Source organism: Galbibacter kalidii (assembly GCF_026241135.1).
Taxonomy (GTDB): domain Bacteria; phylum Bacteroidota; class Bacteroidia; order Flavobacteriales; family Flavobacteriaceae; genus Galbibacter.
This window is the reverse complement of sequence record NZ_JAPFGA010000004.1, coordinates 163,371-182,968: the sequence shown is the minus strand read 5'-3', so window position 1 is coordinate 182,968 and position 19,598 is coordinate 163,371. Positions and strand designations below refer to the sequence as shown.

The window sequence follows — 19,598 nt, the reverse complement described above, 5'->3', positions numbered from 1 at the left end:
GTTATTTTTATCTGTGGCTGGGGATTCCGTAGTATTTTCTTATGTTTTTATCGTCAGCCTAGATTTTTTTGGTTCGTTTTTTCATCAATGAATTGCACAGCAATCATGAACACCTAATAAAAACAATAAATAGAGAAGTGAATAAAAAAATGAACAGATAAAAATTTATTTGGGACAGAATTGGTTGTTTACCTAAATTTTTACGTTGGGTGACGTAAAAATATACGTTAACTAACGTAAAAACACCCCTATGAGCTACGCTCGCAAACTTCACAGCAAAGTATACTTTGCTCCCCTGTTTGTCCTCAAGGAGGGCTGAGCGTAAAGAAACAGTCCGGTGGACTGTTTTAGCAGAACCGAGTATAAAGAAAATGTCCAGTGGACATTTTTAACGAAGGGGCCGGCTTGTCGCGTGGGCATTAAACCAAAAACTTGGGATTTTACACCCCTAAGGTCCCCTCAAGGGGACAATCTCCTGACTTCGGACTTCCGTCTCCCGACTTCACCTATAAATCAAAGCATTTCCAAAATCATTTTCAGGAGCAGAAAGATAGACCAAGAATCCGTTAATGACCAAATAGCGGAGTTCGCCATCTTTTTTAAGGAAGAATGTTGGATTGGCCCCTACATAAAATTTTACTTCAGTGTTTTTATCTCCGCTGATCACATGTATCGGGATTCCCACATCGTTTTTATCTTCCGGGATTTGCTTTACTTTCACAAAAGCATAGCCTTCTTTTAAAAAGTCCGTCACCCCTTTTTCTTGGATACTGCTTATAGATTCCAAAGTTTTCGGATAAATTTTGGCCGGCACCACCGTATATGTAGATGCATCCAATTTTTTATAACCGTAATAGGTGGAAAGATCACCCATATCACTTATAGATCCTTTGTAAAGGTAGCCTTTATCATTATGTGCTGGCACCTGATGGGTATTGATCCCGAGGTCGACTGTATAGATATTTCCCAGCAGTTCATACTGTACTCCTATTAATTTTAAGTCGAACAATTTCCTGTCGTTTTCGGGGATTTTAAAGTAGTCTTCCCTATCCGCATTTTTATAGGCTCCGGTAGCAATAGCATGGACGGCCGATAAAATCGTTACATAATTCAGTTTCCTGATCTCCTGTTTTTCGGGATCGTCAGGATATCCACCCGACTCGATAAGCACCGTACTCGTTCCCCATTTTTGGATATTATCTCCAAAAGCCCTCGGTTCAAAGGTATCGTCATACCTCCCCACCTGTCCGGGAGCATATTTTTGAAGGATGTCGTTCATATAAGCAATAAGCTTTATGGAATTCTCCCTAACCTCGTTAATCTCCTTTTCATAATTATAGGCAGGTGCCAAGTAGGAAATAGTAGCCGGTTTTGGGGTTCTATTGGCGTTGTAATACGTACTCTGATCGTGTAGATTGAATCCAAAATCAGCTTCAAGACTATCTCTTACCCGCTTTAAGGTTTTTCCTTCGGGTGACTGTAACCGCAGGGCATCCCGGTTCACATCGATTCCCAAAGCATTCCGACGTGTAAAACGCTCTGCACCGTCGGGATTCAGCATTGGCAGGAAGTGAATCCGAAGTTCTGATAACATTTCCTGTTTCTCCTTTTTAAAATCATCTGTCTTAAAAAAATTGATGATATCAAAAATCGCCATCGTTGCGGTGGATTCATCCCCATGCATTTGCGACCACAAAAACACATCGGTGTCCCCGGAACCAAAACTTATCAAATTCAAGCTCCGCTCCTCTATGGATTCGCCTACTTTATTTACTTCAAAAAAATCATCGGACTTTAAACCTTCTACAAGTGGCATGATTTTGCTGTGTGTAAAACGTCTTATGGTGATACTTTCTTCTTTGTAATCATCATAAGTATCGTACAAGCGATTGTAAAAATCTTGTGCCGAAAGTGTACTTATACTGATCAACAGCATGGCCATCAGGCTCATTCGTTTTATGTTTTGCTGAATGTATTGCATCTTCAAAATAATTAAGGTTTTACTCACTAAGTGAGATTTAAAATGCTCCAACGCCTGCCTACCGTCAGGCAGGCTTGCGTCGCGAAATGTTTTTATTTTTCTATTCAATGCTTTGCGAGCTTGCCCCAAGGGAATTGACTGGCATGGGCTTCAGGTCTAATCGTTTAAGTGATTTTCTTATTTCCGATATAAAATACCTTCCGGGATCTACTTTATCGGTGCGGTATCCGTTGTCTTTTTCAAGCCACAAACGATGTCCTTCAAAGAGTCGATACTCATAATGCCCTATTACATAATCAATAGCGTATTTTTTGTCTAAATATTTTATCAGCTTAATATTCGCCTTCAACTGTGCATCGGTCAAGGGTGTTTCTTCCGTTCCGCCCACATTTTCAATCCCAATGGCACAGTGATTCAAACCGATAACATGCCTCGCCATCGTGGTTTCTGGCATTAAGCGATAAATGATACCGTCGCGATCTATCAGGAATTGGGAAGATACATTCAGGGCTCCCGCTCCCGAAATTGCCTCTCGGGAATCCGGTAAGGTTGGTTCATAAAAGGCATCAAATGATTTTTGAAAAGTCGGAATAGCTGTCCAATGAACTACCACCATTTTAGGTTCTATGGTTGGTTCTTCCACATTCAAACCATAACGTTCGTTTAGGTAAGTTAAGGTCAATTCTTTTCTTTCGTCATCAAAAACAATAGGCTCATCAACAATTGCCGGGGCACATCCGGTCAAAAGTATGCATAACAAGAGACTAGCTAGATATATTTTATTTGCCACAACACTGAAATTTCCAATAAAAATAGGGATATGTTACTTATTTTCAGCAAATTTAAATCATAAAAAATCCCTTTACTTACAATTAAGCAAAGGGAAGTGTCTTTTATTTATCAGAAGTAGTGTTTTACACAAAAGTCGATACTCTGATACTCCAATTAATTATTTCTCACTCAAGTGCAAGCCGCACTCTCTGTTGTCAAGTACTTTGGTCGGATCGAAATATTGAAATTCATTTTCAAGTCCGTGTTCTTCCAAGTAAACGTCCAATTCTGCATCAGTCCAATAAAAAAACGGACTCACCTTCAGCACACCATCTTCTCCACGGGACACGATATCCAAGGTATCCCTGAAAGCAGTTTGTCCTTTTCTCAGGTTGGTAAACCATACATCGGGTTTGTTTTCTGCCATTGCCCTTCTAAAAGGTTCCAGTTTTACCTGCGCTGTAAACTCCTTGTGCTGTGGATCTTCAATATTTGGGATTCCCATGACCATATTTCTGTAGGCCACAGTTTGTTTGGGGACGTACAATTTAACATTCAGATCCAAGTTTTTTATCACTCTATCTGCGTGCAAATATGTTTTGTTGGTATTGTATCCCGTATCACACCAAACAACCGGGATGTCCTTTTTTTCTGATGCGGCAGCATGCAATATCGCCGCTTCATAAGGACGGAAATTAGTAGTTACTACTGGTTTATCTCCTTGTGACAACGCCCACTCAACAATCTCTTTGGGCGACTTATCTTTTAATTCTTTATTGATCTTTTTCAAATCCATAACACATAATCTTTCTAAATCCGAAGGACAAATATATTAATACTCTACCAAATTAGTAGGTTTTTAATGAAAAAATTACAACTGAAGTGGATTTTTTACAAAATATAACATCTCAGTCTATGCGGAAAGTGTTGATTGTGTTAAATCTGCAAGGGTCTTGTTTTCCAAAATTTTCAACGTGCTGTCTCTTACTTCGATCATTAATTTACTGAGCGAACAAGTTTCTTCATCCTTACAATCGTCACATTTTTCGTAGAAATTAAGGCTTACACAGGGCAGCATGGCTATAGGGCCTTCCAATATTCTGATCAGGGAAGCTATTGTAATATCTTCAGGCTCTCTAATTAGATAATAACCGCCTCCTTTTCCCTTTTTGGAACCTAAAAAACCGCTGTTTTTCAGTTGAAGTAAAATGATTTCCAAGAACTTTTTTGAAATATTTTCGTCTTTTGCTATTTTGGAAATCAGCACTGGGTCCCTACTTTCCTTTTTGGCCATATAAGTAAGTGCTTTTAAGCCGTATTTTGTTTTTTTTGAAAGCATAAATTTTTAAAAATGAAATTGTGTGCTGCTGTTCCCCGAATATACTACTTTTTTGGCAGAAATATTTCAGCCATCATACAACGGGCACTTCCACCACCACAAATTTCTATGGTTTCTAAAGTACCGGAAAGGATGGTAGAATATTTTTCAAGAGTTGTTCGTTGCTTTTCAGTGAGGCTTTTTTCAGCGGCATCGCTCATCACAAGATATTTTTTATCCTCTTGGGATTTAACCTGCAGCATATTCCCCGCAAAATGATGTATCTGCTCTTCTGAAATCGCTACAACCTCTTTTCCGTCTTTTTTAAGGTGATTAACGAGGTTCTTCCGTTCTTTTTTATCATCTATAGAATCCAGGCAAACTACGGTAAAATCATCGCCTACACACATCATCACATTGGTGTGATAAATAGGTTTTCGTTCGTTATCGACAGACTGGTATGCCGTAAAAATGACCGGAAGGTATTCAAAATCCTCACAAAACTCTATAAAAAGTTCTTCATCTGCCCTTGGCGACAATGCACAATAGGCCTTACGGTTGACTCGATCCAAAACAATGCTCCCTGTTCCTTCCAAAAAGACCTCCTCTTCTTCCGCTGAAGTATAATCCATCACATTTTCAATCAAGAAACCTTCTTTTTCGATGGTTTTAAGAACCTCTTCCCGTCTTTCGTTTCGTCTGTTTTCAGCAAACATGGGATATAAAACCAGCGTTCCGTCTTCATGGGTTGACATCCAATTATTTGGAAAAATGGCATCGGGCGTATCGGATTCTAAGCTGTCTTCCACAACAATAACATGCACACCAACAGCTCTTAACTTTTCAACAAAAGCATCAAATTCCCTTTGTGCTTTCGCATTAATGGTCTCATTCAGAACATTTGTATTTTCCTGAAAGTAATTATTAACTGCCGTTTGCTCGTTCATCCTGAAGTTTACGGGACGAATCATTAAAATGGTATCGGTAATCTGACTCATACAAAACCCTGTTTATCGTGCTGCAAAATTACAATTTATATGACAGAACTCATCTTCACTTTTCCAATTAGCTCGGATATCCTCCCCCAACCCCTCCAAAGGAGGGGAGCCTTTCATCTCTCCCCGCCTTGGGCGGGAGGCTAGGTGGGGATATCGAAAATCACTCCCTGATCAACGGCATGGTAGAACAACGCAAAAGTCCTTCTTGTTTGGCAATTTCTGCATAAGGGATTTCTTCGACCACAAAATCATTTTTGCGAAGCCAGGCATTTAATCTTCCAAATTTTTTTTCTGAAACCACTACATTGGGAGCAATCGAAAAGATATTGCTGTTCATCTCGTACATCTCATCTTTTGAAATATGGAACAAATTGTCCTCTCCAAACAAATCTACCAAATAATGATAATCGGCTTCATTTCTGAAACCTTCTTTGTGGATAATTGCCTTGTCTGTCCCTATCGGTTGAAAACAGCAGTCTAAGTGTAAGGCGTTATCTCTCGCCACTGTATTCGATTTTGCAAGATCAAATTCTTTTATCGTTTTGTTGGGGAACATTTCCTTTAAAAAACCTACACCATGCATATTGGTTCTTGCGGTAATGTAGTCAGGATAATCAGGTCCCTTATAGGTGCCCACAAAAACGCAATCGTTCCACAACATCACATCGCCTCCTTCAATATGAACTTCTTCCGGGGGTGTGATTACTTTTGAAGGTTTCATTTGGTCAATCACATATTGTATGGCATCGAGTTCCTTTTCACGATCTGGAAGGATATTTGATTTTATAAAATAGTCGTCTACCACAAAGGCGATATCCCTCGAAAATATCTGATTGCAATCCTTTATAACCTCGGGTCTGAAAACTTTCACTCTGTATTTTTCAAACACCGCGTTAAAAGCCTTCATTTCGGGGATCATATCTTTTTCCAGCGGGTATGTTCCCGCTTTGATATGCTCTCTCGATTTAGGATCGTATGCTTCTTCGAGTTTTGGTGTTGGGCCACTGCTTTTGGCCGTTCCCAAGACTACAGCCTTCAATTTTGAGGTTTCGTCTTTTATATTCAGTTTCAACATAAAACCTTTTATTTATAACATGAGTTCAATTTATGGAACTTCACCAATGGAATAGCAATGTCATTGTAACTCCACAGGCCTCTCTATTTGATGATTTCTGATAAATTAGCTGCCGCTATAATACAAAAAAAGGGGCATATTTATAAATATACCCCTCGTTTTTGATATGTTTTTTTCTTAGCGCTTATCTACATCAACAAACGGTCTGTAGTTTTCGCCTGTATATACTTGTCTTGGTCTTCCGATAGGTTCTTTACGCAAGCGCATTTCTCTCCATTGTGCGATCCAACCGGGTAGTCTTCCCAAAGCAAACATTACGGTAAACATCTCCGTAGGGATACCTAAGGCTCTGTATATAATCCCTGAATAGAAATCCACATTCGGATATAGTTTTCTCTTCACGAAATAATCGTCCTCCAAAGCTTGTTTTTCAAGTCCCTTGGCTATTTCCAATACCAGATCTTCAACACCTAAGTCTCCCAACACCTCGTCAGCAGCTTTTTTGATAATTTTTGCACGGGGATCAAAGTTTTTATACACTCGGTGTCCGAATCCCATCAAACGGAAAGGATCGCTTTTATCTTTAGCTTTCGCCATATACTTTGCTGTGTCCCCATCATCGTTCTTAATACCTTCAAGCATTTCGATTACGGCTTGGTTAGCACCTCCGTGAAGTGGCCCCCATAAAGCAGAAACACCCGCTGAAAGTGAAGCGAACAATCCGGCATGTGACGAACCTACAATCCTAACGGTTGAAGTAGAACAGTTTTGCTCGTGATCTGCGTGAAGGATCAATAATTGATCGAGCGCGTTTACAACAATCGGATTTGCAACATAACTTTCATTTGGTTTTTTGAACATCATATAAAGCATGTTCTCTACATACCCTTTGGATGAATCACCATAATCATAAGGCTTTGCCTTCATCCTTCGTAATGTCCACGCTGCCAAGACCGGGAATTTACCCATGATCTTAACAATCGCTTGATACATATCTTCTTCAGAATCTATATCTACTGATGACGGGTTGAACGCTGTCAAAGCACTTGTCAAAGATGACAGCACCCCCATCGGGTGAGCTGTCCTGGGAAAACTGTCAACAATCTTCTTTACATCTTCATCAACTTCAGATTCTGCTTTAATATCGTTATGGAATTTATCAAGCTGCTCCTTGTTTGGCAACTCTCCAAATATCAACAAATAAGCAACTTCAAGGAAATCTGCTTTCTCGGCTAGTTCTTCTATGGAATATCCTCGGTATCTTAGAATTCCTTTTTCTCCATCAAGATATGTGATAGCACTTTCACAAGAACCTGTGTTCTTGTATCCCGGATCTAAAGTAATCATACCTGTAGATCCTCTAAGTGCTTTAATATCTATAGCCAGCTCATTTTCAGAGCCTTCAATTACCGGAAATTCTAATTTTTTACCTTTATACTCAAAAGTAGCCGTATCTGACATAATTATATATTAATTTTTTAACATTTTTACAAGTCATGCGAAAATACAAAATAAACTGTTAATTCAGAGTTAACCTTTGCTGTTTTTCTGCTGATGAGAACTAGAAAAATAAGAAAAAACCGACTTACAACAAAAGAGTAATTTTATTTGTCAAAAATAACATTATCAGACTTTATCCCCGGCCATTTTTTCTTGGGTTTAAAAGTATTTTTTTGAAAATAAGGGAGTAAATATAATTGTTCGTAGTACTTCCTCACCAGATCCTCCCAACTGAATCTTTGTCTTTTGGCCGTTTTACAGATGTGCTCCCATATTTCTTTTTCTTCAAAATAAAGATCGACAGCATTTCCAAAAACAGCAATAAAATTGTCTGTCTTTTCCTGAAGGGTTTCCCCATCAAAAGCGAATCCCGACTTCAGATGTGATACCGTATCTTTTAATCCTCCGGTAGCGTGCACCAAACAAGGTTGTCCGTTTCGCATAGCCAACATCTGACTAATTCCGCAGGGCTCGAACAAGCTTGGCATTAAATATAAATTCGATTCCAAATAGAGCGAATCGATCACTTCTTCAGACTGACCATTGATAAAAATCAAGTTCTCTCTTTCATAGCTAACACTTCTTAGCAATTCTTCATATTCAGGAGCACCGGTACCTAAAATAATATAAACCCCGTTTTTCTCTTCCAGTTTATCCAATAATTTCATAAGCAATCCTGGATCGTTCTTGTAGAAGAAAAACTTTTGTTCCGTGAGTCTTGCGACACTGGTACAGATAAAGTTTGGCTTATCTTCCATCAGGTGCATTATTTTACTTCCGGTGTGCGCCATAAAATCCGCTTTATACTTTTTCCCGGGTTCTTGCAGCCATTTAAAAATTGCCTTCAAACTGTTTTTATAAAGGGTATTCCTTTTTGCAAGGGTATAATTTTTATAATTGCATCCATTCAATATTCCGAAAAGTCGGTTTTCGATATTGGCATTCTTCAAATCTTCCTCCAAACTCTCCCCTCCAATGAAATCCGGTGGATTACTCGGTTTCTTAATATCTTCTTTATATGATGGTGATACCGTATGAACTGCATCTGCCAAACGTATGCCGAGTACCATCAAATTGATACAATCCTTATATCTGGTATCTGCCAGTCGTTCTTTATCAATAAGAATATCGGGGTAAAATGCTTTCAGCGAAGAATAATTATTTTCAAAAGGCCTAATGCCCTGAATGGCCAAATTGTGAATGGAATACACAAAGCGTATTTTTTTCAATTCTTGGAATTTCGGATGATATTCCCTCAAGAACAACAACAGACTCGTATGCCAATCGTGTAGATGAGCAATTTGGAGTTCGCCAAAAAGACCTTCTCTAATAGCCGTTGCAACAGCCGTACAAAAAAGAGAGAATGTACAAGCATCTGTATAGAAAGGCTGATCGGGATCATTGGAATAAATATCGGCTATATCACCGGAAACAATCTCAGGATGATCTATAACATAATGTTTGATATTGTCTATTGATTTCTTTCCGGGGATTTCATACAGAAAAGCTTCTTGCGGCAAGCCTCTGTATAAGAATTTCAGTACTGCTATTTTTTCCCCGTTTTTATGCAGCCTCCCGTATGCCGGGGTCACCACATGAACAAGGTCATCATTGGTTGCTATTTGTCGGGGAACATCACGAACCACATCGCCCATCCCTCCTGCTTTACAGTTTAGAATTGCATCATTTTCGGCACAGACAAAAAGAAAATTAGATTTCACAAGTTAATGTATTAAAGAGATTTACAACTTACCTATAACAAGCTTTAAATTAGTCAATTATAATGAGATTAGAAAAGTATTGACGATTAAATCAATGTTAATCCTTATGAGGGATCTTTATTATAATGTTAGTTTCACGGAGGGAGTGATATTATTTCTGAAACCTGCTTATGAATCCTCCCCCAGCCCCTCCAAGGGAGGGGAGCCAGTTACCCCTTCCCTTTGGAGAGGTTAGTCGGGAATATAGACACTTGATTTTCGTCTGTTTAAAATTTTTAGTTTTTGAAAATGAAGAAACTAAAAATTTCTTCACATTCAGGAATACACATAAACTTATTTTAATCATCTTCGTTATGATATGCTTAAAAAAGTTTATGTGTATTTCAAACTAAAATCTTCCCAAAATAAAAAAGCCTCCCGAGATCGGGAGGCTTTACACAATTTAAAATAAGGATCATTTATTTTATCTTAAATGCTTTTTCCTTAGGATAAAAAGCTACCGTTCCTAATTCTTCTTCGATACGTAAAAGCTGATTGTATTTAGCCATACGGTCAGAACGTGAAGCCGATCCTGTTTTGATCTGTCCGGTGTTCAAAGCCACGGCAAGATCTGCAATAGTATTGTCTTCTGTTTCCCCTGATCGGTGAGACATTACAGAAGTATATCCGGCATTTTTAGCCATATTTACCGCTGCAATTGTTTCAGTCAAGGTTCCAATTTGGTTTACTTTGATAAGGATAGAGTTGGCTATTCCGTTCTCAATTCCTTTAGAAAGACGTTCAACATTGGTAACGAACAAGTCATCTCCGACCAATTGAACTTTATCACCTACTTTTTCTGTAAGCACTTTCCAACCGTCCCAATCGTTTTCGTCCATACCATCTTCAATAGAGATAATTGGGTATTTATCACAAAGGTCAGCTAAATATTGTGCTTGTTCTTCTGAAGTTCTTACCGCTCCTTTACCCCCTTCAAATTTGGCGTAATTATACTTTCCATCTTCATAGAATTCTGCTGAAGCACAATCAAGCGCAATCATCACTTCGTCACCCATTTTATAACCGGCTTTTTCAACAGCTTTGGTGATGGTATCCAAAGCGTCTTCTGTTCCATCTAAAGTAGGTGCAAATCCTCCTTCGTCTCCAACAGCAGTGCTCAAGTTTCTATCGTGTAATACTTTTTTCAAGTTATGGAAAATCTCAGTTCCCATTTGCATGGCATGTGTAAAGTTTTTCGCTTTAACAGGCATTACCATAAACTCTTGGAAAGCAATTGGTGCATCAGAGTGCGACCCCCCGTTGATGATGTTCATCATAGGTACTGGCAATGTGTTGGCGCTTACACCACCTACATAGCGGTATAATGGCATTCCCAATTCGTTAGCAGCAGCCTTAGCCACGGCAAGGGAAACCCCTAAAATGGCGTTAGCTCCCAATTTTGATTTGTTTGGAGTTCCGTCTAGGTTGATCATCGTCTGATCGATCAAGTTTTGTTCGAATACAGAAGCACCTACCAGCTCTTCAGCAATAATGGTATTTACGTTCTTTACGGCTTCAGACACTCCTTTTCCCATATAATCTTTTCCTCCGTCGCGAAGTTCTACAGCTTCGTGTTCTCCGGTAGAAGCTCCTGAAGGCACAGCAGCCCTGCCCAAAATTCCACTTTCTGTTACCACATCTACTTCTACGGTAGGATTTCCTCTCGAATCAAGTATTTGACGTGCGTGAACACCTATAATTATACTCATACTGTTTCTAATTTTTGTTGTTTAATGTTTTCTATAAATTGATCAAATAAATACGTAGCATCATTGGGTCCTGGACCTGCTTCTGGATGGTACTGCACAGAGAAACAGTTTTTTTTGTTATGTCTGATCCCCATCACTTCATTATCGTTTAGGTGTGAATGTGTAATCTCGAGGTCAGCATGTTTTTCTGTTTCCTCTCTATTGATGGCAAAACCGTGATTTTGAGAAGTGATTTCCCCTTTTCCTGTCAAATGATTCATCACCGGATGATTGATTCCTCGGTGTCCGTTATACATTTTGAATGTTGACACTCCCTGAGAAAGGGCTATAATCTGATGTCCCAAGCATATTCCGAACAGCGGAAGGTTTCTCTCGATAAGTTCTTTTGCCAGATTAATCGCTGATTCCAAAGGTTCAGGGTCTCCGGGACCATTGGACAAGAAGTAGCCATCCGGACCAAACGCTTCCATTTCTTTAAAAGTGGCGTTATATGGGAAAACCTTGATATAGCAATCTCTCTTCGCCAGATTTCTAAGGATGTTTTTTTTGATCCCAAGGTCTAAAGCTGCGATTTTGTAAGTTGCGTTTTCATCCCCGAAGAAATATGGTTCTTTTGTAGATACTTTTGAAGCCAATTCCAGACCTACCATGTTTGGTGTTTCAGCCAACTGCTTCTTAAGCTCGTCTATTTTATCAACTTCCGTAGAGATCGCAGCATTCATGGCACCGTGATCGCGGATATAACTTACCAAGGCCCTGGTATCGACATCAGAAATGGCTAACAAATTATTAGCTGCTAAAAAATTTTCGAGGGAATCTGTGGCTCCTGCCCTGGACGCTGTATAACTAAAGTTTTTACAGATAAGTCCGGCAATTTTAACCGTCTCAGACTCTTCATCACCCTCTTTAACGCCATAGTTCCCAATATGCGCATTGGTAGTCACCATTAATTGTCCATAGTAGGACGGATCGGTAAAGATTTCTTGATAGCCTGTTGTTCCGGTATTAAAGCAAACTTCGCCAAATGCTGTTCCTTGCTTATCACCTACGGCTTTCCCATAAAATATGGTGCCGTCTTTTAAAAGAATTAATGCTTTTTTGTGTTCTTGATACTTCATTGTAAAGAAAGGTTTTACAAAGATAACTTTTACATATGATTTTAAAACAATTTTGCAGTAAAAAAGGAGTTACAATTATAACTCCTTTTAGAAATTTAATTATTAATTAACATAGCACCCAATCTATAGTTGACTACTTCTTATTTATTTTTCTTTTACCCTTTTATATATCTATTAAATTATTCTCTTTCACTATACCGTAATATCGATGAAATATGTCTTTCTTCTTTATATGAAAGGTTTTGAGTCCTCACATATTTTTCTACCTCAAAAAATAAGAAATATTTCTTATAAAATAAAAAAGGATAAACAAAAATGTTTATCCTTTTTTAAATAGATTATCAAACTCTATTTATCTTTATTCTTTTGAAGTTTCCGGTTTTTCATCATCAGAAGCTTCCTCTTTTGGAGCAGATGTTTCTTCAGCCTGAGGTGCTTCAGCAACTACTTCTTCCTCCTCTTTGGCTTTTTTACTTCTACCTCTTCTTGTTGATTTTTTCTTGGCAGGCTTACCAGCATTGTATATCTCGTTGTAATCTACCAATTCGATCATTGCCATGTCTGCGTTATCACCCAATCTGTTACCCAGTTTGATAATTCTGGTGTAACCTCCCGGTCTATCACCTACTTTAGCAGCTACTTCCCTGAAAAGTTCAGTTACGGCATGCTTGTCTCTAATTTTGCTAAAAACAATTCTTCTGTTGTGTGTAGTGTCTTCCTTAGATTTGGTTACTAAAGGCTCTACAAACTGCTTCAAAGCTTTTGCCTTAGCCAAGGTAGTGTTAATACGCTTGTGTTCGATCAACGAACAAGCCATATTAGCAAGCATTGCTTTTCTGTGAGGTGCTTTTCTACCTAAATGGTTAAATTTCTTTCCGTGTCTCATGACATTTGTTTTAAACCTTCATCTTGCTCAACCCACTCTAGGGAGCAAATTATGAAGATTGGATTATTATTGCTAGTCTTTATCTAATTTATACTTTGACAAATCCATTCCGAAGCTCAAGCCTTTGTTGTTTACAAGTTCTTCAAGCTCAGTCAATGATTTTTTACCAAAGTTTCTGAATTTCATTAAATCGTTCTTGTTAAAAGATACTAAGTCACCAAGTGTATCTACTTCCGCAGCTTTCAAACAGTTGAGTGCTCTTACGGAAAGATCCATATCGACCAACTTCGTTTTTAGCAACTGACGCATGTGAAGAGATTCTTCATCATAAGTTTCAGTTTGCGCAATCTCATCCGCTTCTAATGTAATACGCTCATCAGAGAATAACATGAAGTGGTGGATAAGGATTTTTGCTGCTTCAGTTAAAGCATCTTTTGGATGAATAGAGCCGTCTGAAACAATTTCGAAAACCAATTTTTCGTAGTCAGTCTTCTGTTCTACACGGAAATTCTCGATGCTGAATTTAACATTTTTGATAGGTGTATAGATCGCATCTGTAAAGATAGTTCCAAGAGGCGCATTGGCTTTCTTGTTCTCTTCAGCAGGCACATATCCTCTACCTTTTTCGATTGTGATTTCCATGTTGATGGTCACTTTAGGATCCAAATTACAGATCAAAAGATCTGGATTCAGTACCTGAAAACCTGAGATAAACTTTTGGAAATCTCCAGCAGTGATCTGTTCTTTACCTGAAATAGATATGGAAACGGTTTCGTTATCAACATCATCAATTTGCCTTTTGAAACGTATTTGTTTCAAGTTCAAAATGATTTCTGTAACGTCTTCGACCACACCTTCTATTGTAAAAAATTCGTGTTCAACGCCATCAATCCTTGTTGATGTAATTGCAAAACCTTCTAATGAAGATAAAAGAACTCTTCGTAATGCGTTACCTACGGTCAATCCGTATCCGGGTTCCAAAGGTCTGAATTCAAACTTACCTTCGAAATCGGTAGAATCGATCATTATAACTTTATCGGGCTTCTGAAAATTTAGTATTGCCATAGTACGACTGCTGTCTAATTATTATTTAGAGTATAACTCGACGATTAATTGCTCTTTGATATTTTCCGGAATCTGGATACGCTCGGGAACGCTCACAAACGAACCTTCCTTTTTCTCGTTGTTCCAGGTAATCCATTCGTAAACACTACTATTGTTGGAAAGTGATCTTTCGATAGCTTCCAATGATTTTGATTTTTCTCTTACCCCTACAACATCACCAGCTTTCAATTGATAAGAAGGAATGTTCACGATTTCACCATTTACGGTAATGTGACGGTGGGAAACCAATTGTCTTGCTCCTCTTCTTGAAGGAGAAACTCCCATTCTGTACACTACATTGTCCAAACGGGACTCACAGAACTGTAAAAGCACTTCACCGGTAACACCTTTGCTACGGTTTGCTTTTTCAAATAGGTTTCTAAATTGTTTTTCCAAAATACCGTAAGTGTATTTTGCTTTTTGCTTTTCCATTAACTGGACAGCATATTCTGATTTTTTACCCCTTCTACGGTTATTACCGTGTTGTCCAGGAGGGTAATTCCTTTTTTCGAAAGACTTATCGTCTCCAAAAATCGCTTCTCCGAATTTACGGGCTATTTTGGTTTTTGGACCTCTGTATCTTGCCATGTTTTTGTATAATTTTGAAGGTGATTATGAATTAAGGCTATCCTTCGATAATCGTAAAAACCTTCTTTTAAACATTAAAAAATTGATTAAACTCTTCTTCTTTTCGGTGGACGACATCCGTTGTGTGGCAATGGAGTAACATCTATGATTTCTGTTACTTCAATACCCGCATTATGGATAGATCGGATTGCAGATTCTCTACCTGATCCCGGTCCTTTAACGTACACTTTAACTTTTCTAAGACCTGCTTCCTGAGCTACTTTTGCAGCATCTTCTGCAGCTATCTGAGCAGCATAAGGTGTATTTTTCTTAGAACCCCTGAATCCCATTTTCCCTGCTGAAGACCATGCAACAACATCTCCTTTTTTGTTGGTCAAGGAAATAATAACGTTGTTGAATGATGCAGCGATATGAGCTTCTCCTACAGATTCTACTACTACCTTACGCTTTTTAGTTTTAGCAGTTTTTGCATTTGACTTTGCCATATTGTTTTAGTTTCTAGTTGTTAGTTTTTAGTTGTTAGAATCCTAAACATTTCTATTTCAAACAGATTCATCTAACACCCAAACACTAATGACTAATGTCTAATTATTTAGTTGCCTTCTTCTTGTTAGCAACAGTTTTTCTTTTACCTTTTCTTGTTCTAGAGTTGTTCTTAGTACGCTGTCCTCTTAAAGGAAGACCCGATCTATGACGAATCCCTCTATGACAACCGATGTCCATTAAACGCTTAATGCTCAACTGAACCTCAGAACGAAGCTCTCCTTCAATCTTATATGAAGAAACTGCTTCCCTGACACGAGCGATCTCATCGTCTGCCCAGTCGTTAACTTTAGTGTCTTCACTTACCTGAGCTTTTTCTAAGATTTCTTTAGCTCTACTTTTTCCTATACCAAAGATGTAAGTTAATCCGATAACTCCTCTTTTTTGCTTTGGTAAATCTACTCCTGCGATTCTAGCCATAACTTATCCTTGTCTTTGTTTAAATCTAGGATTCTTTTTATTAATTACGTACAATCTCCCTTTTCTACGCACAATCTTGCACTCGGGACTTCTCTTTTTTAATGATGCTCTTACTTTCATATCTAATATCTATAAGTAATTCTTGCTTTAGTAAGGTCATACGGGCTCATTTCCAGTTTTACCCTGTCTCCAGGTAAAAGTTTGATATAATGCATACGCATCTTCCCTGAAATATGTGCTGTTACCACATGACCATTTTCCAGTTCAACTCGAAACATTGCATTAGACAATGCTTCAATTATACTTCCGTCTTGTTCTATTGCGGGTTGTTTTGCCATAATTAAGCTACAACTTTTCTGTTTTTACCTGTTTTCATCAAGCCATCATAATGCCTGTTCAACAAGTATGAATTTACCTGCTGCATTGTATCGATGGCAACTCCTACCATAATGAGCAATGAAGTACCTCCATAGAACAATGACCATCCTTGTTGAATCCCCATCAATTTCACGACAATAGCGGGTAATACTGCTATTAATGCCAGGAATACTGATCCCGGGAGCGTGATAAGAGACATTATTTTATCTAAATAGTCTGCTGTTTCTTTACCCGGACGAATTCCCGGTATAAATCCACCACTTCTCTTCAGATCATCAGCCATTTTATTAGTAGGTACTGTAATTGCGGTGTAAAAATACGTAAATATTATGATTAACAACGCAAATACTATATTGTACCACAATCCAAAGATATTGCTAAACTCTGTTTGCAACCATTGCCCAGCTCCAGTATCTTTCAAAGGTCCGATTCTTCCGATATATGCAGGCGCAAACATGATCGCTTGTGCAAAGATAATCGGCATTACCCCTGAAGCATTCAACTTCAATGGAATATATTGTCTTGAACCGAAAACATTTTTTTCATAACCACCCGAAGCAGTTCTTCTTGCATATTGAACCGGTATCTGTCTCACTGCCATTACAAGCATGATACATGCAAGAATTACAACAAACCATATAATCAATTCAATCAATATCAACATTAACCCTCCGTTAGAGCCTGCTGTTCTCGAAACGAATTCTTGAACAAACGACTGTGGCATGGTAGCGATGATCCCCACCATAATAAGCAAAGAGATACCATTCCCGATTCCTTTATCGGTAATCTTTTCTCCAAGCCACATGGCAAAAATAGTACCGGTAACCAAGATCAACACGGCCGGAATCATAAAGTCAAGGCCTTTACCCATCATAAAAGCACTATCGGGAACTCCCAAAGACCCTAATGAATAAAGATAAGCCGGTGCTTGCACCAAACAGATCCCTATGGTCAACCATCTTGTAATCTGGTTTAGGGTTTTTCTACCACTCTCCCCTTCTTTCTGTAATTTTTGAAGGTAAGGAATAGCCAAGCCCATTAACTGTACTACAATAGAAGCAGAAATATAAGGCATGATCCCCAAGGCAAAGAAAGAAGCATTTGCAAATGCCCCTCCTGTAAATGCATTCAGGATTCCTAATAAACCTCCTCCATCTGTTCTGGAAGATAATTCTGCTAATTGTTGTGTATCAATACCCGGTAATACCACTTGCGCACCAAAACGGTAAACAAGCAAAAGACCTAAGGTGACTAAAATTCTACCTCTTAGTTCTTCGATTTTCCAGATATTGCTTAATGTCTCAATAAATTTCTTCATGGTTACTTATTGGGTTATAAACTTACTGCTTCACCTCCGGCTGCTTCGATAGCTGCTTTTGCGCTGGCGGTAAATTTATGTACTGATATTTTTAATTTAGCTTTTAGTTCTCCTCCACCTAATATTTTAACCAGGTCGTTAGATTTTACCAATCCGTTGTTCACTAAAAGTTCTAAATCAACAGTGTCTTTCACCACACCTTTATCAACCAATTCCTGTAACTTGTTCAAATTGATCCCTACGTATTCTTTTCTGTTAAAATTGTTGAAACCAAATTTAGGAACACGTCTTTGAAGTGGCATTTGCCCTCCTTCAAAACCAATTTTCTTAGAGTAACCTGAACGGGATTTAGCTCCCTTGTGACCTCTGGTAGCTGTACCACCTTTACCGGAACCTTGTCCGCGGCCTACTCTTTTTCCATCTTTATGTACTGAACCTTTAGCTGGTTGTAAGTTACTTAAATCCATAACTATATTGTTATTTAGTTTCCTCTACAGAAACTAAGTGTTTAACTTTTTTTACCATACCAAGGATGTTTGGCGTTGCATCATGCTCTACTACTTGACCTATTTTTCTAAGGCCTAGTGCTTCCAGCGTTCTCTTTTGGTCCTGAGGACGCTTTATGTTGCTTCTTACTTGTGTAACTTTAATCTTTCCCATGATATCCTTGATTTATCCTTTAAAAACTTTTTCTAAAGAAATTCCTCTTTGTGCTGCAATGGTCTTGGCGTCTCTCAAACGTAACAAAGCATCAAAAGTTGCTTTCACCACGTTGTGAGGGTTTGAAGATCCTTGCGATTTAGAAAGTACGTCCTGTACCCCTACTGATTCCAGTACGGCACGCACTGCACCACCTGCTATAACTCCCGTACCGTGTGAGGCCGGTTGAACATATACGCGGGCACCGCCGTATTTTCCTTTTTGCTCATGAGGCAATGTACCTTTGTTAAGAGGGATACGCACCAAATTTTTCTTAGCGTCTTCAACTGCTTTTGAAATAGCGTCTGCCACCTCTTTGGATTTTCCCAATCCGTGACCAACCACTCCATTTTCGTCTCCAACTACTACAATTGCAGAAAAACCAAATGCTCTACCTCCTTTAGTAACTTTAGTAACTCTTTGTACACCTACAAGACGGTCTTTCAATTCAAGTCCGCCAGGCTTTACTAATTCTACGTTTTTATAATCTTGATACATATTTTCTTAGAATTTAAGTCCTGCTTCTCTAGCACCTTCTGCTAATGATTTAACCCTACCGTGATACAAATATCCACCTCTATCAAAAGAGATTTTTTCATATCCGGCGCTCTTTGCTTTCTCTGCAATAGCTTTACCAACAAGGGCAGCTATTTCAGTTTTAGTACCTTTTGCAGAACTAATTTCTTTATCTCTTGACGATGCTGCCAACAGGGTTTTTCCTGATACGTCATCGATCAATTGAGCATAAATTTCTTTATTACTTCTAAAAACAGCCAATCTCGGTCTTGTTTCCGTTCCGGAAATCACCTTACGGATTCTGTTTTTAATTCTCTTTCTTCTTTCAGTCTTTGATAATGCCATAGTGCTAATTATTAAGCTGATTTACCTGCTTTTCTTCTTAGTTCTTCACCAACAAACTTGATTCCTTTTCCTTTGTAAGGTTCCGGCTTGCGGAAAGAACGGATCTTAGCTGCTACTTGACCAACTAATTGCTTATCGTGTGAAGTTAGTTTTACAATCGGGTTCTTACCTTTTTCAGATATGGTTTCCACCTTTACTTCAGGTGCCAATTCCATAACGATATTGTGAGAGAAACCAATGGCCAAATCTAATTTTTGCCCTTGGTTGCTGGCTCTGTAACCAACCCCTACCAACTCCAATTCTTTAGTAAAGCCTTTTGAAACACCTTCAACCATGTTATTGATCAATGATCTGTAAAGACCGTGTTTGGCTTTAATGTTTTTCGCCTCGGAAGAACGTTCTAGAACAACTTCTCCATCTTCTACCTTTATGGTAACATTTGAAATTGTTTGCTTTAATTCTCCAAGTTTACCTTTTACGGTAACTTCGTCTTCTTTAATATCTACAGTAACTCCTTCCGGAATTGCTATTGGACTATTACCTATTCTTGACATTTCTTTTGTCTTTATTT

General features: G+C 38.5%; 23 protein-coding genes. All 23 read right to left on the bottom strand.

The window, feature by feature from the left end; genetic code table 11:
• Positions 1–502 precede the first annotated feature (502 nt).
• Positions 503–2,008 carry a M14 family metallopeptidase gene (locus OOZ15_RS06245; protein ID WP_323053798.1) on the bottom strand — a complete coding sequence of 502 codons (1,506 nt, stop codon included), beginning with the start codon at positions 2,006–2,008 and terminating at the stop codon, positions 503–505.
• A 73-nt stretch (positions 2,009–2,081) separates the two neighbouring features.
• Complete coding sequence (locus tag OOZ15_RS06240; RefSeq protein ID WP_323053797.1) at positions 2,082–2,771, bottom strand: N-acetylmuramoyl-L-alanine amidase; 690 nt, start codon at positions 2,769–2,771, stop codon at positions 2,082–2,084.
• A gap of 159 nt (positions 2,772–2,930) precedes the next feature.
• Positions 2,931–3,548 (bottom strand): phosphoadenosine phosphosulfate reductase domain-containing protein, encoded by a 618-nt coding sequence (locus OOZ15_RS06235; protein WP_265955085.1) that lies wholly within the window; start codon positions 3,546–3,548, stop codon positions 2,931–2,933.
• A gap of 117 nt (positions 3,549–3,665) precedes the next feature.
• The gene (locus tag OOZ15_RS06230; RefSeq protein WP_265955084.1) at positions 3,666–4,091 is read right to left on the bottom strand and encodes an RrF2 family transcriptional regulator; all 426 of its coding nucleotides are present in this window, start codon (positions 4,089–4,091) and stop codon (positions 3,666–3,668) included.
• Between the two features lie 44 nt (positions 4,092–4,135).
• Positions 4,136–5,068 (bottom strand): citrulline utilization hydrolase CtlX, encoded by a 933-nt coding sequence (gene ctlX, locus OOZ15_RS06225; protein WP_265955083.1) that lies wholly within the window; start codon positions 5,066–5,068, stop codon positions 4,136–4,138.
• Positions 5,069–5,228: 160 nt separating this feature from the next.
• Positions 5,229–6,143 carry a dimethylarginine dimethylaminohydrolase family protein gene (locus OOZ15_RS06220; protein WP_265955082.1) on the bottom strand — a complete coding sequence of 305 codons (915 nt, stop codon included), beginning with the start codon at positions 6,141–6,143 and terminating at the stop codon, positions 5,229–5,231.
• A 177-nt stretch (positions 6,144–6,320) separates the two neighbouring features.
• Positions 6,321–7,604: a citrate synthase gene (locus OOZ15_RS06215; protein WP_265955081.1), complete on the bottom strand. Its 1,284-nt coding sequence runs from the start codon at positions 7,602–7,604 to the stop codon at positions 6,321–6,323.
• Between the two features lie 143 nt (positions 7,605–7,747).
• The gene (locus OOZ15_RS06210) at positions 7,748–9,364 is read right to left on the bottom strand and encodes a glycogen synthase (protein WP_265955080.1); all 1,617 of its coding nucleotides are present in this window, start codon (positions 9,362–9,364) and stop codon (positions 7,748–7,750) included.
• Between the two features lie 458 nt (positions 9,365–9,822).
• Complete coding sequence (eno, locus tag OOZ15_RS06205) at positions 9,823–11,112, bottom strand: phosphopyruvate hydratase (RefSeq protein WP_265955079.1); 1,290 nt, start codon at positions 11,110–11,112, stop codon at positions 9,823–9,825.
• Entirely contained in the window at positions 11,109–12,230 is a 1,122-nt protein-coding gene (carA, locus tag OOZ15_RS06200) for a glutamine-hydrolyzing carbamoyl-phosphate synthase small subunit (protein WP_265955078.1), read from the bottom strand. The genes eno and carA overlap by 4 nt, the downstream gene beginning before the upstream one ends.
• Before the next feature lie 358 nt (positions 12,231–12,588).
• On the bottom strand, positions 12,589–13,116 hold the full coding sequence (gene rplQ / locus OOZ15_RS06195; protein ID WP_265955077.1) for a 50S ribosomal protein L17: 528 nt from the start codon (positions 13,114–13,116) through the stop codon (positions 12,589–12,591).
• Between the two features lie 72 nt (positions 13,117–13,188).
• Positions 13,189–14,181 (bottom strand): DNA-directed RNA polymerase subunit alpha, encoded by a 993-nt coding sequence (locus tag OOZ15_RS06190; RefSeq protein WP_265955076.1) that lies wholly within the window; start codon positions 14,179–14,181, stop codon positions 13,189–13,191.
• Positions 14,182–14,202: 21 nt separating this feature from the next.
• Positions 14,203–14,808, bottom strand: a complete 606-nt coding sequence (gene rpsD / locus OOZ15_RS06185; protein ID WP_265955075.1) for a 30S ribosomal protein S4 — start codon at positions 14,806–14,808, stop codon at positions 14,203–14,205.
• Positions 14,809–14,894: 86 nt separating this feature from the next.
• On the bottom strand, positions 14,895–15,293 hold the full coding sequence (gene rpsK / locus OOZ15_RS06180; protein WP_265955074.1) for a 30S ribosomal protein S11: 399 nt from the start codon (positions 15,291–15,293) through the stop codon (positions 14,895–14,897).
• Between the two features lie 103 nt (positions 15,294–15,396).
• Positions 15,397–15,771, bottom strand: coding sequence for a 30S ribosomal protein S13 (gene rpsM / locus OOZ15_RS06175; protein ID WP_265955073.1), 375 nt, complete (start codon positions 15,769–15,771; stop codon positions 15,397–15,399).
• A gap of 3 nt (positions 15,772–15,774) precedes the next feature.
• Complete coding sequence (gene ykgO / locus OOZ15_RS20260; protein ID WP_074978891.1) at positions 15,775–15,891, bottom strand: type B 50S ribosomal protein L36; 117 nt, start codon at positions 15,889–15,891, stop codon at positions 15,775–15,777.
• A 2-nt stretch (positions 15,892–15,893) separates the two neighbouring features.
• Positions 15,894–16,109, bottom strand: coding sequence for a translation initiation factor IF-1 (gene infA, locus OOZ15_RS06165; RefSeq protein ID WP_265955072.1), 216 nt, complete (start codon positions 16,107–16,109; stop codon positions 15,894–15,896).
• A gap of 2 nt (positions 16,110–16,111) precedes the next feature.
• Complete coding sequence (secY, locus tag OOZ15_RS06160; protein ID WP_265955071.1) at positions 16,112–17,467, bottom strand: preprotein translocase subunit SecY; 1,356 nt, start codon at positions 17,465–17,467, stop codon at positions 16,112–16,114.
• Positions 17,468–17,481: 14 nt separating this feature from the next.
• The gene (gene rplO, locus OOZ15_RS06155) at positions 17,482–17,934 is read right to left on the bottom strand and encodes a 50S ribosomal protein L15 (RefSeq protein WP_265955070.1); all 453 of its coding nucleotides are present in this window, start codon (positions 17,932–17,934) and stop codon (positions 17,482–17,484) included.
• Between the two features lie 10 nt (positions 17,935–17,944).
• On the bottom strand, positions 17,945–18,127 hold the full coding sequence (gene rpmD / locus OOZ15_RS06150) for a 50S ribosomal protein L30 (RefSeq protein ID WP_265955069.1): 183 nt from the start codon (positions 18,125–18,127) through the stop codon (positions 17,945–17,947).
• Positions 18,128–18,139: 12 nt separating this feature from the next.
• On the bottom strand, positions 18,140–18,664 hold the full coding sequence (gene rpsE / locus OOZ15_RS06145) for a 30S ribosomal protein S5 (protein WP_265955068.1): 525 nt from the start codon (positions 18,662–18,664) through the stop codon (positions 18,140–18,142).
• 6 nt (positions 18,665–18,670) lie between these two features.
• On the bottom strand, positions 18,671–19,027 hold the full coding sequence (gene rplR, locus OOZ15_RS06140) for a 50S ribosomal protein L18 (protein ID WP_265955067.1): 357 nt from the start codon (positions 19,025–19,027) through the stop codon (positions 18,671–18,673).
• An 11-nt stretch (positions 19,028–19,038) separates the two neighbouring features.
• On the bottom strand, positions 19,039–19,581 hold the full coding sequence (gene rplF / locus OOZ15_RS06135; RefSeq protein ID WP_265955066.1) for a 50S ribosomal protein L6: 543 nt from the start codon (positions 19,579–19,581) through the stop codon (positions 19,039–19,041).
• Positions 19,582–19,598: the final 17 nt, after the last annotated feature.